This is a genomic window from Tenacibaculum sp. DPLXC6 (assembly GCF_056815515.1).
Genome location: NZ_CP141806.1, coordinates 2,943,783 through 2,964,496, shown reverse-complemented (window position 1 = coordinate 2,964,496; position 20,714 = coordinate 2,943,783). Strand labels below are relative to the sequence as shown.

Sequence of the window (20,714 nt, the reverse complement as noted above, 5' to 3'; positions counted from 1 at the left end):
TATTTATTCAATTAATTTTTACAATGACTAAAAAAATACTTTCAACTATTTTAATGGTATTTCTTGCTTTAGGAGTTTCTTTGAATGCAGAAGCACAACGAAAGAAGAAAAAAAACGCAAAAAAAGAGACTACCACTAAAAAAGACAAACCTAAAAAGGGCGGTATACAACCTTACGAAAAAGTTGTTACCAAAAAACACAAAACAGACGAAGGTTTGTTTAAAGTTCACTCAAAAGACTCTAAATATTTATTTGAAATTCCAGATTCTCTTCTAAACCGAGAAATGCTAATGGTTACCAGAATAGCCAAAACAGCTAGCGGAATTGGTTTTGGAGGTGGAAAACAAAATACACAAGTGTTACGTTGGGTAAAAAACAAGAAACAAATTTTACTAAAAGTAGTTTCTCACAATGTTGTAGCAGACACTATTTTACCAGTACACGAAGCCGTTGTAAACTCTAATTTTGAACCTATCTTATATGCTTTTCCAATCAAAGCATTTAGCAAAGACTCAACAGCTACTGTAATTGATGCTAGTCCACTTTTTGAAGGTGATGTAAAAGCAATTGCTTTCCCTCAAAGAAGTAGAAAACGCTATAAGATTTCTAAAATGGATAAAAGCAGGTCTTATATAGATAGAATTAGTAGTTATCCTCAAAACATAGAAGTTAGAAACGTTAAAACATACATTGCAGGAAATCCGCCTTCAAATTCAAGTGTAGGTTCTGTAACTATGGAGTTAAGTAACTCTATGATTTTACTTCCTAAAACCCCTATGAAAAGACGTTATTTTGATGAGCGTGTTGGGTGGTTTACTAGTTCTCAAACAGATTATGGTTTAGATGCTCAGAAAAGTAAATCAGTTACCTACTTAGACAGATGGCGTTTAGAAGTAAAAGATGAAGACCTTGAAAAATTTAAAAGAGGTGAATTAGTAGAACCTAAGAAACAAATTGTATACTACATTGACAGAGCTACACCAAAAAAGTGGCGTAAATATATTAAACAAGGTATTGAAGATTGGCAAGTTGCTTTTGAGGCTGCTGGATTTAAAAATGCAATTATAGCTAAAGATGCACCTAGTAAAGAAGAAAACCCAGATTGGAGTCCTGAAGATGTACGTTATTCTGTAGTTCGCTATTTAGCATCTCCAATTCCAAATGCAAACGGACCTCACGTTAGTGATCCTCGTTCTGGAGAAATTTTAGAATCAGACATTAACTGGTACCACAATGTAATGACCTTATTACACAACTGGTATTTTGTACAAACAGCAGCTATTAATCCAGAAGCAAGAACAAATAAGTTTAAAGATGAAATTATGGGACGTCTTATTCGTTTCGTTTCTTCTCACGAAGTTGGACATACACTAGGACTCCCTCATAACATGGGAAGCTCAGTTGCTTATCCTGTAGACTCTTTACGTTCAGCTGAATTCACTAAGAAAAATGGAACTGCTCCTTCAATTATGGATTATGCTCGTTTTAACTACGTAGCACAACCAGAAGACAAAGGTGTGGCATTAATGCCTAATATTGGTCCTTACGACAAGTATGCTATCAATTGGGGGTACAGACCAATCTTATATAAATCTGCTAAGGAAGAAAAATCTGTATTAAATAAGTGGATTAAAGACAAAGCTGGAAATCCTGTTTACAGATTCGGACACCAACAAGTTCGTAACATTATTGATCCTAGTTCACAAACAGAAGACTTAGGAGATGACGCTATGAAAGCGAGTGCTTATGGTATTAAAAACCTACAACGTATTTTACCTCGTTTAGAAGAGTGGACTACCGAAGATGGTGAAACCTACGAAGAACTTAAAACTATGTACGGACAAGTAGTTGGACAGTTTAACAGATACATGGGACACGTAAGTTCTAATATTGGTGGTGTATATGAATACTTTAAAACTGCCGATCAAGATGGTGCTGTATACATTCACGTTCCAAAAGAACACCAAAAAAGAGCGTTACAATTTGTAAATGATGAGTTATTTAAAACTCCAAATTGGTTAATTGACGAAAATATTATTAGTAAAACACAACACTCAGGTGTTATTGAGCGTATTAGAGGTTTACAAGTACGAACGTTAAATAGAGTTTTAAAAACTGGAAGATTAACACGTATGATTGAAAACGAAACACTGAATGGTAATAAAGCTTACACACTTCTTCAAATGATGGGAGATTTACGCAAAGGTATTTGGAGTGAAGTATATGCTAACAAAACTATAGATCCGTATCGTAGAAACCTACAACGTGCACATTTAGACAGATTAGACTTTTTACTAAATAAAGCGAAAGATCAAAAAGCTGCTAAAAGCGACAGAGGTTACTTTAAGCAAACAGCCGTTACTATTAATCAATCAGATATTAAACCTGTAGTAAGAGGAGAATTAAAACGTTTACAAAGAGATATTAAAAGAAGTATTCCTTCTGCTCGTAACACCATAACTCGTTACCACTTACAAGATGCGGTAGATAGAATAGACACTATTCTAAATCCAAATAAATAATTTTTCTTAAATAACAGCAATCTAATAGGTTGCTGTTATTTTTTTTACATTTACCTTCCATCTACTAAAAAACTATAATGAAAAAAAACTTACTTCTATTATTTATACTAGCAATCTCATTTGCTAGCTGCACAAAAAAAACAACAGCAAAGAAAGCTGAAAAGACAGAAAACACTTACGTAAAAGACCATTACACTAAAAAAGAGGTAAAAATTACAATGAGAGATGGCGTAAAACTTCATGCCACTATCTACTCACCAAAAGACACTAGTAAAACCTACCCTATTTTGTTACAACGTACTCCGTATAGTTGTCAACCTTATGGAGAAGATAAATTCAGAAAAAAAATTGGTCCAAACCCAGTTTTAATGAAAGAGGGTAACATTATCGTATATCAAGATGTTCGCGGACGTTGGATGAGTGAAGGAGTATACGACAACATGCGTGCATACATTCCAAATAAAACAGAAAAACAAACCGATGAAACTACAGATACCTATGACACTATTGATTGGTTAGTTAATAACGTAGCAAACAATAATGGTAAGGTAGGTACATGGGGAATTTCATATCCTGGTCACTACGCTACTGTTTCAACCATTGATGCGCATCCAGCTTTAAAAGCTGCTTCACCACAAGCTTGTATTGGAGATTTCTTTTTTGATGATTTCCACCATAACGGAGCTTTCTTATTGAGCTACTTTAAAGCCATTTCTTTATTTGGTACATACAAAGATCAACCTACCGATTCTGCTTGGTACTCATTTCCTGATATGAAAACTCAAGACCAATATCAGTTTTTCTTAGATAAAGGACCTCTTAAAAACTTAAACGAATATTTTCAGTACGATAAGTTAGATACCAAAGTTGTTGAAAATAAAGAGCGTATTGATGATTTCTTTTGGAAAGAAATTGTAGAGCACCCTAATTACGACTCAGTATGGCAAAGTAAAGGAATCATTCAACATTTAGATAAAGTCCCTTCTACTGTAGCCACGATGATTGTTGGAGGTGAATTTGATGCTGAAGACTTGTATGGTCCATTAGAAACCTACAAAAACATTGAAAAAAATCAACCAAACAACTATAATACAATCGTTTTCGGACCTTGGGATCATGGCGGATGGTCTAGAAATAAAGTAGCTAACAAAGTTGGTAACTATTACTTTGGAGATTCAATCTCTTTAAAATTTCAAAAAGAGGTAGAAACAAAATTCTTCAATCATTTCTTAAAAGGTGATGGTTCTAAAAACTCAGGATTACCAGAAGCCTATGTTTTTGATACAGGTAAAAAAACGTGGAAATCTTACGATGCATGGCCACCAAAAAATGCTCAAAAACAAACATTTTTCCTTTCAGAAAACCAAGAATTAACAGCAACTCAAAAAGGAAATAACAAGGTTAGTTTTATTAGTGACATTAAGCGACCTGTACCTTATTCAGAAGACATAAAAACGGTATTCACTCCACGTAAATATATGACAGACGATCAGCGTTTTGCTGCACGTAGACCTGATGTTTTGGTATATGAAACAGATGTATTAACCGAAGACTTTACACTTGCGGGTGATATTTTAGCAAAACTACAAGTAGCTACCACTGGTTCTGCTGCCGATTGGATTGTTAAAGTTGTTGATGTGCATCCTGCTGATCTAAAAAATGACAACAAAGAAATGCAACCACATTTAAAATTGAGCAACTATCATTTAATGGTACGTAGTGAAGTAATGCGTGGACGTTTTAGAAACAGTTTTTCAAGTCCAGAACCATTTACTCCAAATAATAAAACAGCTGTAAATATTAAACTACAAGATGTTTTCCATACGTTTAAAAAGGGACACAAAGTACAAATACAAGTGCAAAGCACTTGGTTTCCTTTAATTGACTTGAATCCTCAAACCTATGTAGACAATATTTACAAAGCAGATGAAAAAGACTTTAAAACACAAACACATTCTGTATTTACTGACTCTAGTATAGAGTTTACAGTCTTAAAATAATAGCAAACTTTTTCTATTTAAAAACTTACAATACCTAAGAGTATTGTGAGTTTTTTTATGCTCTTTTAGCTATTTCTGTCTTAAAATTTAATTCTACTACCTCTAATAACAAACCTCTAAGCTCAAAATGAAAAAAATAATAATTCTAACAATTTTCATTCTTTTTAATAGTTGTAATTCAAAAAAGACTAAGCCTTTAACTACAGAAGAAATAAACAACATTGTAAACAAAGAGGTGAATAATTTTTTAAAACCTCCATATACCTCTTTATCTTGTGTTCTATACATAAATGGAGTATCACATCAATTTCACTTCGGTGAGTTAATTGATAAAAGTAAAGCAACCAATGAAACCCTATATGAAATAGGGTCTTTAACCAAAACCTATACAGGGTTATTACTTTCTCAAGCTGTTTATGATAAAAAAGTTAATCTTGAAAATAACATACAAACATATCTACATGACAGTTACCCTAACTTAAAACTACACAATAATGCTCCTATAACCTTACGTCATTTAATAACTCATACTTCTGGACTTCCTCTCAACATTAATTGTACAGACAACAATGCTCCTGTAGAAGAACAAATTAAATGTTTTGAGTCTTTTACCAAAGAAGATTTCTTTACCAAATTAAAAAACATAAAACTAACTCACGCAACCGGAAAAGATTATAACTATTCAAATGCCGGAGTACAACTTGTTGGATATATATTAGAAAACGTTTATCAGTTATCTTTTCAAGAACTATTAGAAAAATACGTTTTCTCTCGTTCAAAAGAACAACAAACAAGCTATAACACAAACAACAAGCTTCCTGTTTTAAAAGGTATGAATAATGAACAACAACCTATGCCTTTAATAAACAGTTTTTACAAGCATGCAGGAAGTTTGGTTTCCTCTACAAGCTCAATACAAAACTACCTTAAAATGTATTTAGAAAGTAATGACCCAGTTATAAAACAAGCCATGAATAAGTTAGCTGGTAACAACCAACATGGTAGAGCCTATGCTTGGAATACTTATAATTATGATAGCCACAAAAAAATGCTTTATCATAATGGCGGAACTTTTGGTCATTCTTCTTGGGCTGCTCTTTACCCTAACCAGAAAGTTGGCATTTTTTTAGTAACAAATAGTATTAATAATCAATCTCAAGGTGATTTAAACGAGCTTTCTAACAAAATAATTGATAAAGTTATAGAGTAACGCAACCTTTTTACAATCTATACATCTATTTTAAAATATATAGACTATAAAGCAAATAAACCTCTCACTCAACTAACACATAAACAACTGAACAACAACACAAAAACACTAAAAACATCAATATTTACCAATTACAAATATTAAAATATTCCCCTATATTTAACATACTATAAAACAAGCTTACTTATGAAAAACCTTATACCTATACTTCTTAGTGCCTGCATAGCAATTTCAGCATGTTCTAATAAAAAAGATAAAAAAACTCCTATAAACAAAACAGTTACTACTGATTCTGTTCAAAAAATATCAACTGTAACTTCGAAAAAAACAATTACTGATGCTTATTTCAAAGCACATGGAGTTGAACCTTTTTGGAACTTAACCATTTCTGATAACATGATTAAGCTAAAAACACTTCATGATTCAGACTCTATTCTTACACCGCATACAGAACCTATCTATGCTCAAGACAGTAATGTAAAAATGTATAATTTACAAACTGAATTAGCTGAGGTTCGTATTCAAATTAATCAAATGGAATGTATCAATGCTATGTCTGGTAAATCATTCCCTTACTCGGTAACTATTAACTATAAAAAAAGAAAAGATACTGATTACACTACCTTAGAAGGGTGTGGGCAATACATCACTAACTATCGATTGCACGATATCTGGGCATTAGAAGAATTGAATGGCGTAAAAGTTAGTAAAGAAGATTTCGGAAAAGAATTACCATATATAGAAATAAACACTACTAAAAACACCTTTATGGGAACTTCAGGGTGTAACAGAGTTACAGGTAAACTTTTTTCTGAAAGAGAAAGAATTCGATTTACCAATATTGCCTCAACAGAAATGTTATGCCTTAAAGGAGGTGAAAAAGAACAAGAATTTACTAAAGCCCTAGCAAGTACCATTTCTTATAAAATAGCAAACAACCGACTAACGCTTTTAAATCCTGATAAAACCTTATTAGTATTCAAAAAAGTAGACTAACTAATTAAACTATAAAAAATGAAAAAGATAGGATTAGTAGGAGGTATTAGTTGGACCTCAACCTTAGATTATTACAAATACATAAATGAGGGAATCAACCAAAGGTTAGGTGGCTTAAGTTCTGCCGAATGTTTAATTTACTCACTAAACTTTTCAGATGTTCAAAACAAAGGGTGGACAAACTCTTTTGATCTAATTTATAATGCCTGTACAAACTTAGCATCTAGTAATGTAGATGCTATAGTTTTAGGCGCAAATACAGCACATTTATTTGCTGATGAAATTCAATCAAAAATTAATATTCCAATTATCCATATTGCAGAAGCAACTGCTAAAGAAATAAAAAAAGAAAAGCTGAGTAAAGTAGGGTTATTAGGAACAAAGTTCACAATGGAAATGGACTTCTATAAAAACAAACTAAAAGAAAACAATATTGAAACCATTATTCCATCTGAAAAAAAAGACATCGAAGAAATACAGCATATTGTAAAAAATGAGCTTGGGAAAGGAATTGTAACCAGCCAGTCTAAGCTAAAATTTAGACGATACGCAAATGATTTAATAGAACAAGGAGCAGAAGGAATTATTTTAGGTTGCACTGAAATCCCTATGTTAATTGAACAAAACTATTTTGAATTTCCTGTATTTGACACCACCAAAATACACGTTAAAAATATTATTGATTTTGCTTTAACATAGCTTACTAATCATTATAAGAAAAAGCTATAAAAGACAATAAAATAACTATGCTATTACCTCCCTAATAGGCATAATTTTCAATAGGTTTGATACACTAACACTTTATAAATCTAACCGATAATGAAAACTGGAATAATAACTGGGTGCAGTAGAGGAATTGGATTTGCTATTGCTAACCTATTAACTGAAAACCTCAACTATAAAATTATTGGAACCTCTACTTCAGGAACTTCTCCTATTACAAAGTCAAATTTTGAAGCCTATCAGCTAAATCTTTCAAAAAGTGATTCCATAGATAATTTTATAAAAAAAATTGAAAACACCAAGATTGACTTTCTTATTAACAATGCTGGTATCTTATTAGAAAACTGGAACGATGCATCCATAAACATTGAACAATTAAAACAAACGTTTAATGTAAATTTATTTGGAACAATTGAAATAACCGAAAAATTAATTCCTAACTTTAAAAAAGATGGACAAATAGTTAATATTACATCTGACTGGGGTTCTTTTAGCGAAAAGAATTTTGATGAATTTCAACCTCATTATAAAATGTCAAAAGCTGCTTTGAATATGTACACAAAGCTATTAGCTAAAAGACTCGAAAAACAACAGATAATTGTTTCTGCTCTTGACCCTGGATGGACACAAACCGATATGGGAGGAAATGAAGCTTCTAGAAAACCTAATGATGTTGCAACAGATGTTAGAAATTTAATAACTAACAATTCTAAGAGTGGATATTTTTGGCATCAAGGAAATATCAGAGAATGGTAAAACACTAATTAAAGTTAATTCAAAATTTAAAAGCTACCAAGATGACACTAAACGAGATTGAAATTAAAACATCTGATATAAAACCTGTTAAAGCTTTTTATAAAAATATCATGGAGCTTCCAACTACACAGATTGATAGCAAATCGATATGTGTCAAAGCTGGTAAATCCTATTTAAAATTCATAGAAGACTCTGAAAAAAACTTACCCGCATATCATTTAGCTTTTAACATCCCCAAAAACAAATTGCAAGAAGCTATAAACTGGTCAACAAACAAGTTTGAATTTATAAAAAAAGAAAATGAGGAATTCATTACCAACTTCGAGAATTGGAACGCCTATTCAGTATATTTTTTTGATGCCGTTGGAAATATATTAGAGTTTATTGCTAGACACGATTTGGATAATGCTACTACAACGCAGTTCAATAGCAATCAAATCTTAAATATAAGTGAGTTTGGAATTGTTAAAGACCAACCTGATGTTTATGGAAAATATTTAATTGACACCTATGGACTACATATATTCGAAAAAAATCATAATAGTGAAACATTTACAGCTATTGGCGATGACAACGGATTATTAATCATCGTTAAAACTAACAGAAACTGGTATCCTACACAAACCCCTTCTAAAGCTAGTTGGGCAAACATTAAATTGAGCTACTCAGGCACCGAAACAATTTTAAAGATAAGAGAGTAAAGTTCGTTTAAATATTAAAAAACCTCTTAAAAGCATTATTTATAGGATTCTTGTACTCTTTTTATTTTTATATTTGGATAAAAAAGTGTTCTTATACTTCCATATCGTTAGTATAAAAACACTAAAAACATTTATATAAATAAGTTATAGGTAAATTGATTACACAATACAGAGCCGAGCAAAAAACAAAAAAAATGTTAGTCTAATGAAAAGAACAACAAAGAAAATCAAGAAAATTAAAAAAGATTTAAGCGATCGATCATACCATTCTCGACATAAAAGACAAGCCTTAAAGATTTTAAAAGACATTGAATCTGTTAAGGGTAAAACCGATAGTAAAATAATTGAGTTAGCAGATAAATATGCCAAAGATGTACTAGGTTCAAAAAAATTTGCCCCTTGGCTATATGTTTACAGTGCTATAAAGGGAGAATTTGTGGAAGGCTGGATACCTGATAATTATTATGGCAGAGTATTAGTACCCAAACTTAAAGGGAATTATGGTAAAATTGCAGATTATAATTCTCTAACAAATAAATTTTTTAACTGTTCCAATTTCCCCAATATAGTTTATTTTTCAAATGGACTTTGGTTATCTACCAGGTATGATGTTCTATCTAAAACTGAAGCTTTAAATATTATTAGTAATGAAGATTCAATGTTATTGTTTAAAACGGACAACTCTAGTCAAGGTAAAGGAGTACATTTTCTAAAAAAAGAGGACTTAACTATTGAATATTTAGAGTCCCTAGGTAATGGTGTATTGCAAAGATATATAAATCAACATCCTTTTTTCCGAGAAATATCTCCTAATTCTGTGGCCACTGTAAGAATTACTAGTGTAATCAATAATCGTGGTGAGGTTTCAATAAATGCTTGCTATTTACGAGTAGGTAGAAATTTTGATACACACGTTAAATCTAGTTCCCATATTAGAATTCCTATAAATCTAATCACCGGAGAATTAGACGAATATGGTTATTCAACAAAATGGCTTAAAATAAATGAGCATCCTGATACCAAATTTATTTTTAAAGACAAAAAGATACCTCACTTTGATAAATTTCTTTCAACTGCAGTTAAGTTTCATAAAATGGTTCCATTTGCAATTTGTATTGGCTGGGATATGATAATAGATACTAATAATGAAATACAAATTATGGAATGGAATGGATCACATAACGATATTAAGTTTTCAGAAGCTACACAAGGTCCTTGTTTTTCAAATTTAGGGTGGGATAAATTATGGAAGAAAAACTAGAATAATAAACCTATTCATAACAATACCAATAGTTCAACGTGACAAACGAATATAAAGCAAAACATATTAACCCTTGCGTGATTTCTTTGTATAACTGGAATTACCAGTGGGTTCTTATCTATTCGAATCCACTCATAATTATACTCTAATACTACTACACTAAAATAGTAGCTTTAATCTTTTTACTGATAGCTATAAGAGAGTAGTAACATTCATTTGAAAAAATCATAATAGTGAAACATTCACAGCTATTGGCGATGACAACGGATTATTAATCATCGTTAAAACTAACAGAAACGGGTATCCTACCCCCCTTCTAAAGCTAGTTGGGCAAACATTAAATTGAGCAACTTAGGCACCGAAACAATTTTAAAGATAAGAGAGTAACGTATATTTAAATAACATAAACATCACCTATAAACAATATAAACAGGCTAAAAGCCCATTTGTATATGTCCTCTTGCATAAGCAATTATTGGTATTTAAAAATTAAAGCGACGTTCCACCATCAACTATAATCTTCTCATTTCTTAAAACTTGTGATTTATCTGAAAGTAGAAATTCAACAATTGGAGCAATATCTGTTGGCTGAACAATTCTACCAATAGGAGAAGTACTTGAAAAATGTTCTAAAAGATTATCAATAGCCTCATCACTCATCCCTGATTTTTTCTGAATTGGACTCTCTGTAACACCAGGGCTCACAACATTTACTCTAATTCCTTTATCTGCAAGTTCAATATTTAAAACTCTTGCTATACTTTCCAAAGCAGCTTTACTAGCTGTATATACACTTGTATTAGAAAAAGATTTAAAAACAACAATAGAAGTATTTAAAACAACACTTGAAGGATTTTTAAGAATTGGAATAAATTTTTGAACTGTAAAAAAAGCTCCTTTAAAATTAATGTTCATTGTTTCATCAAATAGTTGTTCAGAAGTTTCTTCAAAACTAGAAGCTTTAAAAATACCTGCGTTTACAAACAATCCATCAATCTTTCCAAACTCATTTTTAACTTTAGCTACTAAATTATCAATCTCAACTAATGAAGATGTGTCTGATAAAATACCTACTGAATTATTTCCTAATTCAGCAACAGCTTTATCTAAATTCTCTTTCGTTCTTCCTGTTATTATTACTCTATAATTTAAATTTAACAAGTATTCTGCACAAGCAAAACCAATCCCTGATGTTCCTCCTGTAATTACTATAATTTTATTATTCATCATATGTTTTTTTTGCAAAATTGGCGAATAACTTTACATTTGACAAGTACTTACCTTTTGGTAAGTAACTGACCTGCAAGTCGGAAAAATGTATTTTTATATGAAAACAGAAGAAAAAATAATTGAAAAAAAATATCAGCAAGCTAAAGAGTGTCCAATAACCATATTTATGGAACAAATTGGAGGAAAATGGAAACCTGTAATCATTTGGCTTTTACTTTTAAACGAAGTAATGAGGTTTAACGAACTAGATAAAGCTATTGATGGTATTAGTCAAAAAATGTTATCTCAACAATTAAAAGACCTCGAAAAATTAAACATAGTAAATAGGAAAGTATATCCTGTAATCCCTCCTAAAGTTGAATACAGCCTAACTAAAAAAGGAAAATCTTTAAAAGAAAACTTAACTATGATAATGGAGTGGAGTAATAAAAACCTAAGATAAACTTCACAAACTAAAATACTATTAGTCAAGCTACCACAGCTCTTATTTTTCTGTGTTAAAAACACATTCATTATAATAACTTCTATACAATAAAAGCCTTAGTTAAGAAAATTATCCATTCATTAACGATAATTATCCATTTTAAACCATTGCTTTCTTCATCAACTTTGTAACGTCAATATTGACATACAATTTTAATAATAGAAAAAATGGAAAATATAACTGCAACAGGATTTAACGTTCCTACAAGAAATGAAGTATCTCAAACCAATAAAGAGATATTTGACAGTTTAAACAACGCATTAGGTTTTGTACCAAACTTATATGCAACCATAGGGTATTCAAACAATGGTTTAAAAAGATTTTTAGACTATCAAAATGCTAAAACATCTTTAACCAATAAAGAAAAAGAAGCTGTAAACCTTATTGTAAGTCAAGTAAATGAGTGTATCTATTGTCAAAGTGCACATTTAGTACTGGGGAAAATGAATGGATTTAATGATGAACAATTATTAAATATCAGAAAAGGAGGAAGTGAAAACGCGAAACTAAATGCATTGGTAAAATTAGCGGCTGATATTACTCAAAACAGAGGTAGAGCTAAAAATGAAAATGTAGAAGACTTCTTTGCTCAAGGGTATACTAAAGAAAACCTTGTAGATCTAATACTACAAGTGAGTGATAAGACAGCTATGAACTATTTACACAACCTTACTAAGGTACCTGTAGATTTTCCTTTAGCTGAAACTATTTAAATAAAATAAGGAAATATGATTTTCATATTTCCTTCATTTTCAACCTTTAACCTATTTAGAAATGAATAAAGAAGAAAAAAAATATCCGCTCCCACCATTTACTTTTGAATCTGCACTTGAAAAAGTACAAAAAGCAGAAGACGCATGGAACTCCAAAGATCCAATACAGGTATCAAAAGCATACACCATAGATTCTGAATGGAGAAACAGAACACAATTTATTAATGGACGAGAAGAAATTGTTACCTTTTTAACCAAAAAATGGGAAGAAGAAAAGCATTATAAACTAAAAAAAGAGCTTTGGGGTTTTAGAGGAAATAGAATGGCTGTTAGATTCGAGTATGAATTTCAAGATAAAAACGACCAATGGTACAGAGCATACGGTAACGAAATTTGGGAGTTTAATGAAAATGGACTTATGCAAAAACGCTATGCCAGTATAAACGATTTAAAAATTGCAGAAAACGAAAGAAAACTTATATAAAACATTCTATCATGATGCAAAACAACAACTTCACCCTCATTAATTCGCAAACGGGTAATCTTGCATTTAAAATATATCATTTAGAAAAAGGAAATCCTTTTGATCATATTCAAAGACTAAATTATTATTCGCTTATTTGGATACAAAAGGGTAAAGGAATACTCAAAGCTGATTTTTCCGAATACGATTTTAATGAGAACACGTTGTTGTCTTTTTCACCTTATCAACCGTTTATGCTTTCTCCTAAAACAGATATCAGTGGCGTAATAATTCATTTTCATCCTGATTTTTTCTGTATTCACAAACATCATAAAGACGTTGCTTGTCATGGAGTCCTATTTAATAATATTTACAGTTCACCAATGGTTCAAGTTGAAGAAAAAACTACTGCTAATTTTGAAATGATAATAGAACAGTTCAAAGACGAAATAAAAAAGTCTGCTTTAGCCCAATATGAATTATTAATCTCCTATTTAAAAATATTTTTAATAACAGCCTCAAGACTAAAAACGGCACAACAAACCAAAGAAAACACAGCAACAAATAATACCGAAGAACCTCCTTTCATTTTACAGAATTTAAAAAACTACATTGAAACACATTACAAAACAAAACATTCTGCTAATGAATATGCTAAAATGCTAGCAATTACACCAAAAGCTTTAACAAAACTCACCAAAACCCACTTCAACAAAACTTTAACCAACTTAATCTCAGAACGCATCATTATTGAAGCTAAAAGAGAGTTATACCTAACCAATAAAACTATCAAAGAAATTGCATATGAGTTAGGCTATGATGACCAATACTATTTCAGTAGGTTTTTCAAAAAAAATGTAGATATATCTCCACAACTTTACAGAGAAACCGTTGGCTTTAATAAAGCTTCAGCTGGTTAAAAGAATCAAACTGCTTAAGCTTTTATTTTATACTTTAAAAAAGCACTTTTATTCCTTAATATTACTACATAAGAACATCAATAGTACATATATAAATTAGTTATTAGTAATTTGAAAATGTTTTGCTATTAAACTCACGTGTTAGAATCTACTGACAATTTAATCGCTAAAACAATTTTTTCAACATTAAAACTAACTAAAGCTATGTCTAATCAAACCACTATTAAAGGAGATGTATCGTTTAACCAATCTAATAATGTTACTGCAATTGTAAAATTGTGGGAGGCAAATAATAAAGAAGCAATTGGTGAGCATATCATTTCATCTGAAGCAAAAGGTAAATTCACCATAAAAGCAACTCCTAAAGCAAAAGACACTGTTCTCTACATCACTGCCGAACTACAAAATTCTAAAGTAGTGCTACTCTCTGTACTGTCACCTAATTTTGAAGAAGACATTACAAAAAAAGGCATTGTTGTAAATGAGTTAACTACAGTAGCCTCTGCTTTTACCTGTGCTCAATTTTTTAACGGACTTCAGTTAACTGGGAGTCTACATGGAATAAGAATTGCCGCTAAAAACACTCCTAACCTTATCAATCCTGTAACAGGCAGTTATGGAGAAGTCTTAATGGATCCTTTTAACATCACACAAAACGAAACACTAGCGCGATTAAATACATTAGCAGCATTAATCGCAGCCTACGGAACGGTAGAGATTGAAGGATACAATTGGAAGGAAAATTTCTTGAAGCACACAACTCCATTAGGAGGTAAAAAACCACAAAATACTGCCGAAGCTATAATTGGTGTCGCCCAATCTCCTTGGCTGTATCCAGCAGATTTATTTCATCTTTTTGACAAAGCCTATCCATCACCAGAAGATGGTTTCCCTGCCAAACCCAATAGCAAAGTTCCTACAAGTCGACGCAATGCTCCTTTTGTACCATATTTAAGTTTTGCTCCAGAAGATTTCGCCATGATTTTAGCTTTTGGTCAAGGGGGAATCTGCGCTCCAGGAAAACTTTCTCTTGATAAAGAAGGAAACTTATGGACAGGTCTAAACTGGATGCCAGGAGCTCAAAATGGTGTATACCAAGGTATCGGTGGCGGACTTGTAAAGTTGGACTCTACAGGAAAACTACTATCTCCACCTGTAACTGGTTACACAGGTATGAATGTTGATGGTGCAGGTTGGGGTACAGCTGTTACCAAAGATGGCACTTGTTGGGTAACAAGTTTTAACGGAGCTATTGGTGTGTATAAACTAGAAGACGGTTCACCAATCGTTGAAAAAGTCCCTGAACACTTAGCTGAAGCCTTAAATGAAATTGGAGGCTTGCAAGGTATTGGAGTAGCTCCGAATGGTGATATTTGGATTGTTGGAACCTCATCTAACATCATGCTACATTTTCCTGAAGGAGACCTTACCAAAGGTAGAGTTGTTATAAATGAAAAACTCAATGAATCACTTTCTGCTCCGTTTGCGGCTTCCATAGACACTAACAATCGTGTATGGATTAGTAATACCAATGGTGTATCGTTGGTTCGTTATTCTCCTTCTGAAAAAAACAGACCTGTAGAACGTTTTATTCTTGCAGGTGGCGGACGCGGTGTTGCTTTAGATTCCAAAGGAAATTGTTGGGTAGCCTGTAATACGAGTCCAGACTTTCCTCATACCACTACTACAGACGGTGTTTCTATTATTGAAGGGTTTGCACTTGGATATCCGCATTTACAACAAACAGTGGGACGCAAACATAAAACAGGTTCCGTTTTTATGATTCCTGCGGATGCTACACCTATAGACACGATTGATAAAATTACCCACAAATCTAATTTAACACCTTACGGAGATGGGGAACTAAACGCACCTTGGGGAGTATCTATTGATGGAAATGATGATGTTTGGGTTGCCAACTTTATGGGGAGAGGTGTATCGTTTATGGCAGGTGCTTCTCCAACTGGACGTACCGAAGATTTTACTACAGGAGAGGTGATTCACACCATTCATTCGGGGAGTATACAAATGCTGACCGATGTAGTTGTTGACCAAGCAGGAAACCTTTGGTGTGCCAATAACTGGAACTTACCTCAAACGGTAATGGAAGCAAAACCTGACCCTGCCTATTCTACTTGGGGTGGTGGCTCTGGGGTCGTAGTTGTTTACGGAATAGCCAAACCTGCTCAAACTCCACTTGCTGGTCCTGTGAGTGCTGTTTAAAACCTATAATACTAAATAAGCGTCTTTAAAACAGACGCTTATTTAGTATTTCTTCAACACTTTTTTTAGATTCTTCTTCTCTTTTATCTTTATATTTGGATAAAATAGCACGTATATAAACAACTTATGTACAATTCAAACCAATCGAAATAGAATTAAAACTCAATGAAGATCTTTTTGAAACCTGCCTTGTCAATCCTGACACTTTTAATATTGAATCTTAACAATACTGTCTTTGCACAGAATCAAAGCATTAAAAATCTAACTACCGATGATATAATCGAGAACACCATTTCTACTGAGGAGCAGCACACTTATGCTGTTCAATTAGAAAATGGTATGGCAATCACCGGAAAGGTTGTTCAAAAAGGGATAGATTTGGTTATCGATGTATATTCCCCTACAGGTGAGCTTTTATATCAAGTTGACAGTCCAAACGGAAAAGAAGGAGAAGAACCGATTGACCTTACTGCGAATCAATCTGGTTTATACAAGTTTATAGTTCATTCTCTCGATAAAGATGCTAAAAAAGGTAACTACACTTTAGAAGTAGAACAGATTTTGAGCTTTCCAGAAAACACTAAACGTATTACCAAAAAGGAGCTTCCAACAGAAACACTATACAAGCTATGGGAATCTACACTTAACGATAACAACGCTATTGATAAATTTGTAGCCAGCCATACTGAAAGGCATATTATTGAACCAATTGAAGGTGATAATGTAAATATGTTAGTCACCTATTTCTGTGTGCCAGATAATAATACAGAATATGTAATGTTGAGCGGTGGCCCTGATTTTTTGGGACTTCGATTTCAACGATTACCAAACACAAAACTCCATTTTGTTACGCAAAAAGTTCCTAATGATGCTCGCTTCAATTATGGTTTCAATTATTTTAATTTAGATAAATATGGTCCAAACAAGGAAATTGAATCTAGAAGTGTTAAACACGCTTATGATGGAACTATTGAAATGCCAAATGCCCCTGAACAAACTTACATTTCAAAAAGAGAAAATATTAGCAGAGGAATATTGTATCCAACATTAATTAAAAGTAAAATTTTAAATCAAGAACGAAAAATATCTATTCACACACCTGCTAATTACGATTCAAAGAAGCCTCATAATTTATTAATAGTTTTTGACGGAGAATCATACGGATCAAGACCAAATCGTAGGTCAAGAATACCTACTCCAACTATAATTGACAATCTAATAGCGGACAAAAAAATCTCACCTACTATCACTGTTTTAGTATGGTCAATGGGTAGCCGTAGTAAAGATTTGGTAAACGAAAAATTTGGAGACTTTATTGCAACTGAACTCATTCCTTGGGCACGTGCAGAATACAACATTCATCCTAAATCAAGCAAAGTTATTTTAGCTGGTTCAAGTCGTGGTGGCTTTGCAGCTAGTTATATCGCGTTTAGATATTCAGATGTAATAGGGAATGTTCTTTCCCAATCAGGATCTTATTGGATTAAAGGAACTAAAGATGAAAATCATTGGATATATCCAGAAAATAATGGAAAACTAATCAATTTATACAAACAGAGTAAACGATTACCTATTAAATTCTATATGGATATAGGTTTATATGATGCTGGTGCATCAATGCTAGGAATGAATAGACAGTTTCGAGATATCCTTGAAATAAAAGGTTATGAAGTAGATTATCATGAATTTAAAGGAGGACACAATTACTTGAATTGGCGAGGAACACTTTCAGATGGGTTAATATCCTTAATTGGAATAGAGTAAAACATAAAACTAAAACAGAAATATGATACCATTTAATGATTTATTACTATTTGGATTAGCAGCATTAATAATGGTGCTTTCACCTGGACCGAATATGATTTATTTAATCTCAAGGTCTTTGTCACAAGGAAAAAAAGCTGGAATCGTTTCTCTTTTGGGAGTAATGTGTGGGTTTTTATTCCATATACTTATGGTGTCTTTTGGACTTACTGCAATATTTTTTGCTGTCCCTTATGCTTTTGTAGTAGTTAAGTTTCTTGGAGTAGGATACTTATTATATTTAGCTTATAATACCGCTAAATCTAAAAATAAAATTTTTGACGCTGACCAAAACTTGAAATCGGACAAACCTCTTAAGCTATTTAATATTGGACTTTTGACAAATATCCTAAATCCAAAAATGGCTGTATTTTATCTTTCTTTTTTTCCTCAATTTATAAAGCCTGAACATGGTTCTATCTTAGGTCAAAGTTTTCAACTCGGAATTACACAAATACTAATAAGTTTTTTAGTTAATTTTTTGATTGTTATATCTGCTGCTAAAATGGCAAATTGGTTCTCGAAAAAGCCAATTTGGTTAAGAATACAGAAGTGGTTTATGACTTCAGTATTAACTGGACTTGCTGTAAAAATGGCTTTGACAAAAGCGAAATAAAAAAGCCAGTATGTAACATACTATAAAATTAATTGCTAAACTACTTCACTATTCATAGCTGAAACCAATTACAACCACTTCAAAAACTCCTCTCTAGGAATTTCTTACCCCTATACCTAAATGTATTTATTATACTCTTTTTATTTTTTTTATATTTGGATGAAAAAGTGCTATTATACCTCCATATCATTCGTATAAAAACACTAAAAGTACTTATATAAACAAGTTGGCAATAATTGAAAATAAATGAAATTTGAATTAATTGGAAAATATAAATCCTTAACTGATTTCAAAACACCTTCTTTAGGAGATTTTTGTGTGGTAACAGGGTTAAATGGGACTGGAAAATCTCAGCTTCTTGAACTTTTTAATCAACTTCAAAACAAAGTTGAATTCACCCAAAATTCGGGTCAATTAAATTATACAATTCGCTTGCTTTCTGATGATTATTCCCCGGGGGTAATTAAATACATTGCATACAATGGTCTAAATCCATCAAACCTTGGGTCAATGAACAAACAATCTTATTACCAAATAAAACGGCAAATAACTCAAGGACTTAAACAAGGCAGAAATAGGAATTTTCAACGAAAAAATATAGCAGAAAAAATTGCTAAAAATTTAGGAAAAGAGTTTTCGGAACTTAACGAGAAGGACATTCTAGACTATTCCTTTTCTCATGAAGATTTAGGAATTGCAGATATTTTTCAAACCAATCTGGGACAACTATTCTACAACTACGCCTATAACAGAGAAAAGAATAACTATAGAAAATATAGGAATTCACAAGGTGCAACTTATGATGTGCTTACAGACGAAGAATTCAATGAAAAAAACATTAATCCATGGGAACTAATTAATAGGTTTCTAATAAAATCTAAATCAGACTATTTTGTTGAAGGAATCAAAGAAGAGAATTTTGATGAAAGCATGACTATAACTCCAGAGTTCATAAACCGTATTACAAATGACCGTGTTCAAGTAAACGCTTTGTCTAGTGGAGAACGAGTTATTGTTTCTTTAGCTTTCTGCTTATTTAATATTGAACTAGCTGAAAGCAATATTTATCCTAAAATTCTTTTGCTTGATGAGCCAGATGCGCCACTTCACCCTTCAATGTCAAAGGAATTTTTAGATGTTATTTATGATGAATTGGTTATAAATAAAGGTATTAAAGTAATACTAACTACTCATTCTCCATCAACGGTTGCGCTTGCAAGAGAAGATAGTATATTCTGCATGTCCAAAGTTGGAGAAAGATTTGAACAAGTTGACAAAGACAAAGCCTTGAGTGTATTAACAGAAGGCTTAAACACAATTAGTATTCATTACGAAAACAGGCGTCAAGTATTTGTTGAAAGTCCTTATGATGTTGTTTTTTATGAAAAATTACATCATAAACTAAACACACATTTAACACCTGAGATATCTTTGACTTTTATTTCCTCTGGGGAAAGTAGAACAGATAAACATGGGCAGAAAGTATCAAATTGTGAACAAGTAAAAAATATTTGTAAAACCCTTAATGAAGCAGGTAATAAATCAGTCTGGGGAATTATAGATTGGGATAATGAAAATGAACCAGAAGAATATTCATATATAAAAGTTTTAGGGGACAAAACTAGATATGCAATTGAGAATTACATATTTGACCCTATCCTTTTAGCAGCATTACTGTTAAGAGAAAAACTTATAGAAAAATCTGATTTGGGGTTGACTGATGAGCAAAACTATATGGATATAGGCCACATGGATAATACTCAGCTTCAAAGTATATCAAATGTTATAGTGTCCAAAATTGGAGAACAAGTTAATCCAACTGAGAATTTAGATGAAATTGCTATTACTTATGTAGGTGGATCGGAAATTAAAATTCCTAACTGGTATCTAATACATCATGGGCATGAACTTGAAGGTAAAATTCTGACAGCGTTCCCAGGATTGAATAAGTTAAAAAAAGACAAGGAAGAGTTACTAAAACTTGAAATGATTGATAAAATAATAGATGATATGCCAGGTATGATACCAATGGACATTTTGGAAGCTTTGAAATTTATTCAATCATGATAAAAACTATTGCCAACAATATGTAT

The 20,714-nt window shown here is 32.1% G+C and carries 17 protein-coding genes; 16 read left to right on the top strand and 1 reads right to left on the bottom strand.

The window, feature by feature from the left end:
* The first annotated feature begins 23 nt into the window (after nt 1-23).
* The 8 genes from VCM48_RS13505 to VCM48_RS13470 all read left to right on the top strand — a co-directional run bounded on the left by VCM48_RS13505 (nt 24) and on the right by VCM48_RS13470 (nt 10,169).
* Entirely contained in the window at nt 24-2,522 is a 2,499-nt protein-coding gene (locus VCM48_RS13505; protein ID WP_482270846.1) for a zinc-dependent metalloprotease, read from the top strand.
* 77 nt (nt 2,523-2,599) lie between these two features.
* A complete protein-coding gene (locus VCM48_RS13500) occupies nt 2,600-4,522 on the top strand; it encodes a CocE/NonD family hydrolase (RefSeq protein WP_482270845.1) in 1,923 nt (640 codons plus the stop codon).
* A 127-nt stretch (nt 4,523-4,649) separates the two neighbouring features.
* Nucleotides 4,650-5,732, top strand: a complete 1,083-nt coding sequence (locus tag VCM48_RS13495) for a serine hydrolase domain-containing protein (RefSeq protein WP_482270844.1) — start codon at nt 4,650-4,652, stop codon at nt 5,730-5,732.
* A gap of 186 nt (nt 5,733-5,918) precedes the next feature.
* Nucleotides 5,919-6,728: an META domain-containing protein gene (locus tag VCM48_RS13490; RefSeq protein ID WP_482270843.1), complete on the top strand. Its 810-nt coding sequence runs from the start codon at nt 5,919-5,921 to the stop codon at nt 6,726-6,728.
* Nucleotides 6,729-6,746: 18 nt separating this feature from the next.
* Nucleotides 6,747-7,427, top strand: a complete 681-nt coding sequence (locus VCM48_RS13485; RefSeq protein ID WP_482270842.1) for an aspartate/glutamate racemase family protein — start codon at nt 6,747-6,749, stop codon at nt 7,425-7,427.
* Nucleotides 7,428-7,547: 120 nt separating this feature from the next.
* On the top strand, nt 7,548-8,207 hold the full coding sequence (locus VCM48_RS13480; protein ID WP_274639227.1) for an SDR family NAD(P)-dependent oxidoreductase: 660 nt from the start codon (nt 7,548-7,550) through the stop codon (nt 8,205-8,207).
* Between the two features lie 41 nt (nt 8,208-8,248).
* Complete coding sequence (locus tag VCM48_RS13475) at nt 8,249-8,908, top strand: VOC family protein (protein WP_482270841.1); 660 nt, start codon at nt 8,249-8,251, stop codon at nt 8,906-8,908.
* 205 nt (nt 8,909-9,113) lie between these two features.
* Nucleotides 9,114-10,169 (top strand): sugar-transfer associated ATP-grasp domain-containing protein, encoded by a 1,056-nt coding sequence (locus VCM48_RS13470; protein ID WP_482270840.1) that lies wholly within the window; start codon nt 9,114-9,116, stop codon nt 10,167-10,169.
* 489 nt (nt 10,170-10,658) lie between these two features.
* Here VCM48_RS13470 and VCM48_RS13465 read toward each other — a convergent pair whose 3' ends face one another.
* Nucleotides 10,659-11,396: an SDR family oxidoreductase gene (locus VCM48_RS13465; RefSeq protein ID WP_482270839.1), complete on the bottom strand. Its 738-nt coding sequence runs from the start codon at nt 11,394-11,396 to the stop codon at nt 10,659-10,661.
* A gap of 100 nt (nt 11,397-11,496) precedes the next feature.
* Here VCM48_RS13465 and VCM48_RS13460 point away from each other — a divergent pair, with 100 nt between their 5' ends.
* The 8 genes from VCM48_RS13460 to VCM48_RS13425 all read left to right on the top strand — a co-directional run bounded on the left by VCM48_RS13460 (nt 11,497) and on the right by VCM48_RS13425 (nt 20,688).
* Nucleotides 11,497-11,841 carry a winged helix-turn-helix transcriptional regulator gene (locus tag VCM48_RS13460; protein WP_121146088.1) on the top strand — a complete coding sequence of 115 codons (345 nt, stop codon included), beginning with the start codon at nt 11,497-11,499 and terminating at the stop codon, nt 11,839-11,841.
* Nucleotides 11,842-12,050: 209 nt separating this feature from the next.
* On the top strand, nt 12,051-12,596 hold the full coding sequence (locus VCM48_RS13455) for a carboxymuconolactone decarboxylase family protein (RefSeq protein WP_415269222.1): 546 nt from the start codon (nt 12,051-12,053) through the stop codon (nt 12,594-12,596).
* A 61-nt stretch (nt 12,597-12,657) separates the two neighbouring features.
* Nucleotides 12,658-13,080, top strand: coding sequence for a DUF1348 family protein (locus VCM48_RS13450; RefSeq protein WP_482270838.1), 423 nt, complete (start codon nt 12,658-12,660; stop codon nt 13,078-13,080).
* 11 nt (nt 13,081-13,091) lie between these two features.
* The gene (locus VCM48_RS13445; RefSeq protein ID WP_482270837.1) at nt 13,092-13,979 is read left to right on the top strand and encodes a helix-turn-helix domain-containing protein; all 888 of its coding nucleotides are present in this window, start codon (nt 13,092-13,094) and stop codon (nt 13,977-13,979) included.
* Between the two features lie 204 nt (nt 13,980-14,183).
* A complete protein-coding gene (locus VCM48_RS13440) occupies nt 14,184-16,202 on the top strand; it encodes a hypothetical protein (RefSeq protein ID WP_482270836.1) in 2,019 nt (672 codons plus the stop codon).
* Nucleotides 16,203-16,367: 165 nt separating this feature from the next.
* Nucleotides 16,368-17,966: an alpha/beta hydrolase gene (locus VCM48_RS13435; protein WP_482270835.1), complete on the top strand. Its 1,599-nt coding sequence runs from the start codon at nt 16,368-16,370 to the stop codon at nt 17,964-17,966.
* Nucleotides 17,967-17,988: 22 nt separating this feature from the next.
* Nucleotides 17,989-18,621 (top strand): LysE family translocator, encoded by a 633-nt coding sequence (locus tag VCM48_RS13430; protein WP_482270834.1) that lies wholly within the window; start codon nt 17,989-17,991, stop codon nt 18,619-18,621.
* Nucleotides 18,622-18,867: 246 nt separating this feature from the next.
* Nucleotides 18,868-20,688, top strand: coding sequence for an AAA family ATPase (locus VCM48_RS13425; RefSeq protein ID WP_482270833.1), 1,821 nt, complete (start codon nt 18,868-18,870; stop codon nt 20,686-20,688).
* Nucleotides 20,689-20,714 lie beyond the last annotated feature (26 nt).

Excerpts from the sequence above, each read along its gene's own strand:
- VCM48_RS13505 (WP_482270846.1), top strand. The coding sequence starts at position 24 with ATGACTAAAAAAATACTTTCAACTATTTTAATGGTATTTCTTGCTTTA.
- VCM48_RS13500 (WP_482270845.1), top strand. The coding sequence starts at position 2,600 with ATGAAAAAAAACTTACTTCTATTATTTATACTAGCAATCTCATTTGCT.
- VCM48_RS13495 (WP_482270844.1), top strand. The coding sequence starts at position 4,650 with ATGAAAAAAATAATAATTCTAACAATTTTCATTCTTTTTAATAGTTGT.
- VCM48_RS13490 (WP_482270843.1), top strand. The coding sequence starts at position 5,919 with ATGAAAAACCTTATACCTATACTTCTTAGTGCCTGCATAGCAATTTCA.
- VCM48_RS13485 (WP_482270842.1), top strand. The coding sequence starts at position 6,747 with ATGAAAAAGATAGGATTAGTAGGAGGTATTAGTTGGACCTCAACCTTA.
- VCM48_RS13480 (WP_274639227.1), top strand. The coding sequence starts at position 7,548 with ATGAAAACTGGAATAATAACTGGGTGCAGTAGAGGAATTGGATTTGCT.
- VCM48_RS13475 (WP_482270841.1), top strand. The coding sequence starts at position 8,249 with ATGACACTAAACGAGATTGAAATTAAAACATCTGATATAAAACCTGTT.
- VCM48_RS13470 (WP_482270840.1), top strand. The coding sequence starts at position 9,114 with ATGAAAAGAACAACAAAGAAAATCAAGAAAATTAAAAAAGATTTAAGC.
- VCM48_RS13465 (WP_482270839.1), bottom strand. The coding sequence starts at position 11,396 with ATGAATAATAAAATTATAGTAATTACAGGAGGAACATCAGGGATTGGT.
- VCM48_RS13460 (WP_121146088.1), top strand. The coding sequence starts at position 11,497 with ATGAAAACAGAAGAAAAAATAATTGAAAAAAAATATCAGCAAGCTAAA.
- VCM48_RS13455 (WP_415269222.1), top strand. The coding sequence starts at position 12,051 with ATGGAAAATATAACTGCAACAGGATTTAACGTTCCTACAAGAAATGAA.
- VCM48_RS13450 (WP_482270838.1), top strand. The coding sequence starts at position 12,658 with ATGAATAAAGAAGAAAAAAAATATCCGCTCCCACCATTTACTTTTGAA.
- VCM48_RS13445 (WP_482270837.1), top strand. The coding sequence starts at position 13,092 with ATGATGCAAAACAACAACTTCACCCTCATTAATTCGCAAACGGGTAAT.
- VCM48_RS13440 (WP_482270836.1), top strand. The coding sequence starts at position 14,184 with ATGTCTAATCAAACCACTATTAAAGGAGATGTATCGTTTAACCAATCT.
- VCM48_RS13435 (WP_482270835.1), top strand. The coding sequence starts at position 16,368 with ATGAAGATCTTTTTGAAACCTGCCTTGTCAATCCTGACACTTTTAATA.
- VCM48_RS13430 (WP_482270834.1), top strand. The coding sequence starts at position 17,989 with ATGATACCATTTAATGATTTATTACTATTTGGATTAGCAGCATTAATA.
- VCM48_RS13425 (WP_482270833.1), top strand. The coding sequence starts at position 18,868 with ATGAAATTTGAATTAATTGGAAAATATAAATCCTTAACTGATTTCAAA.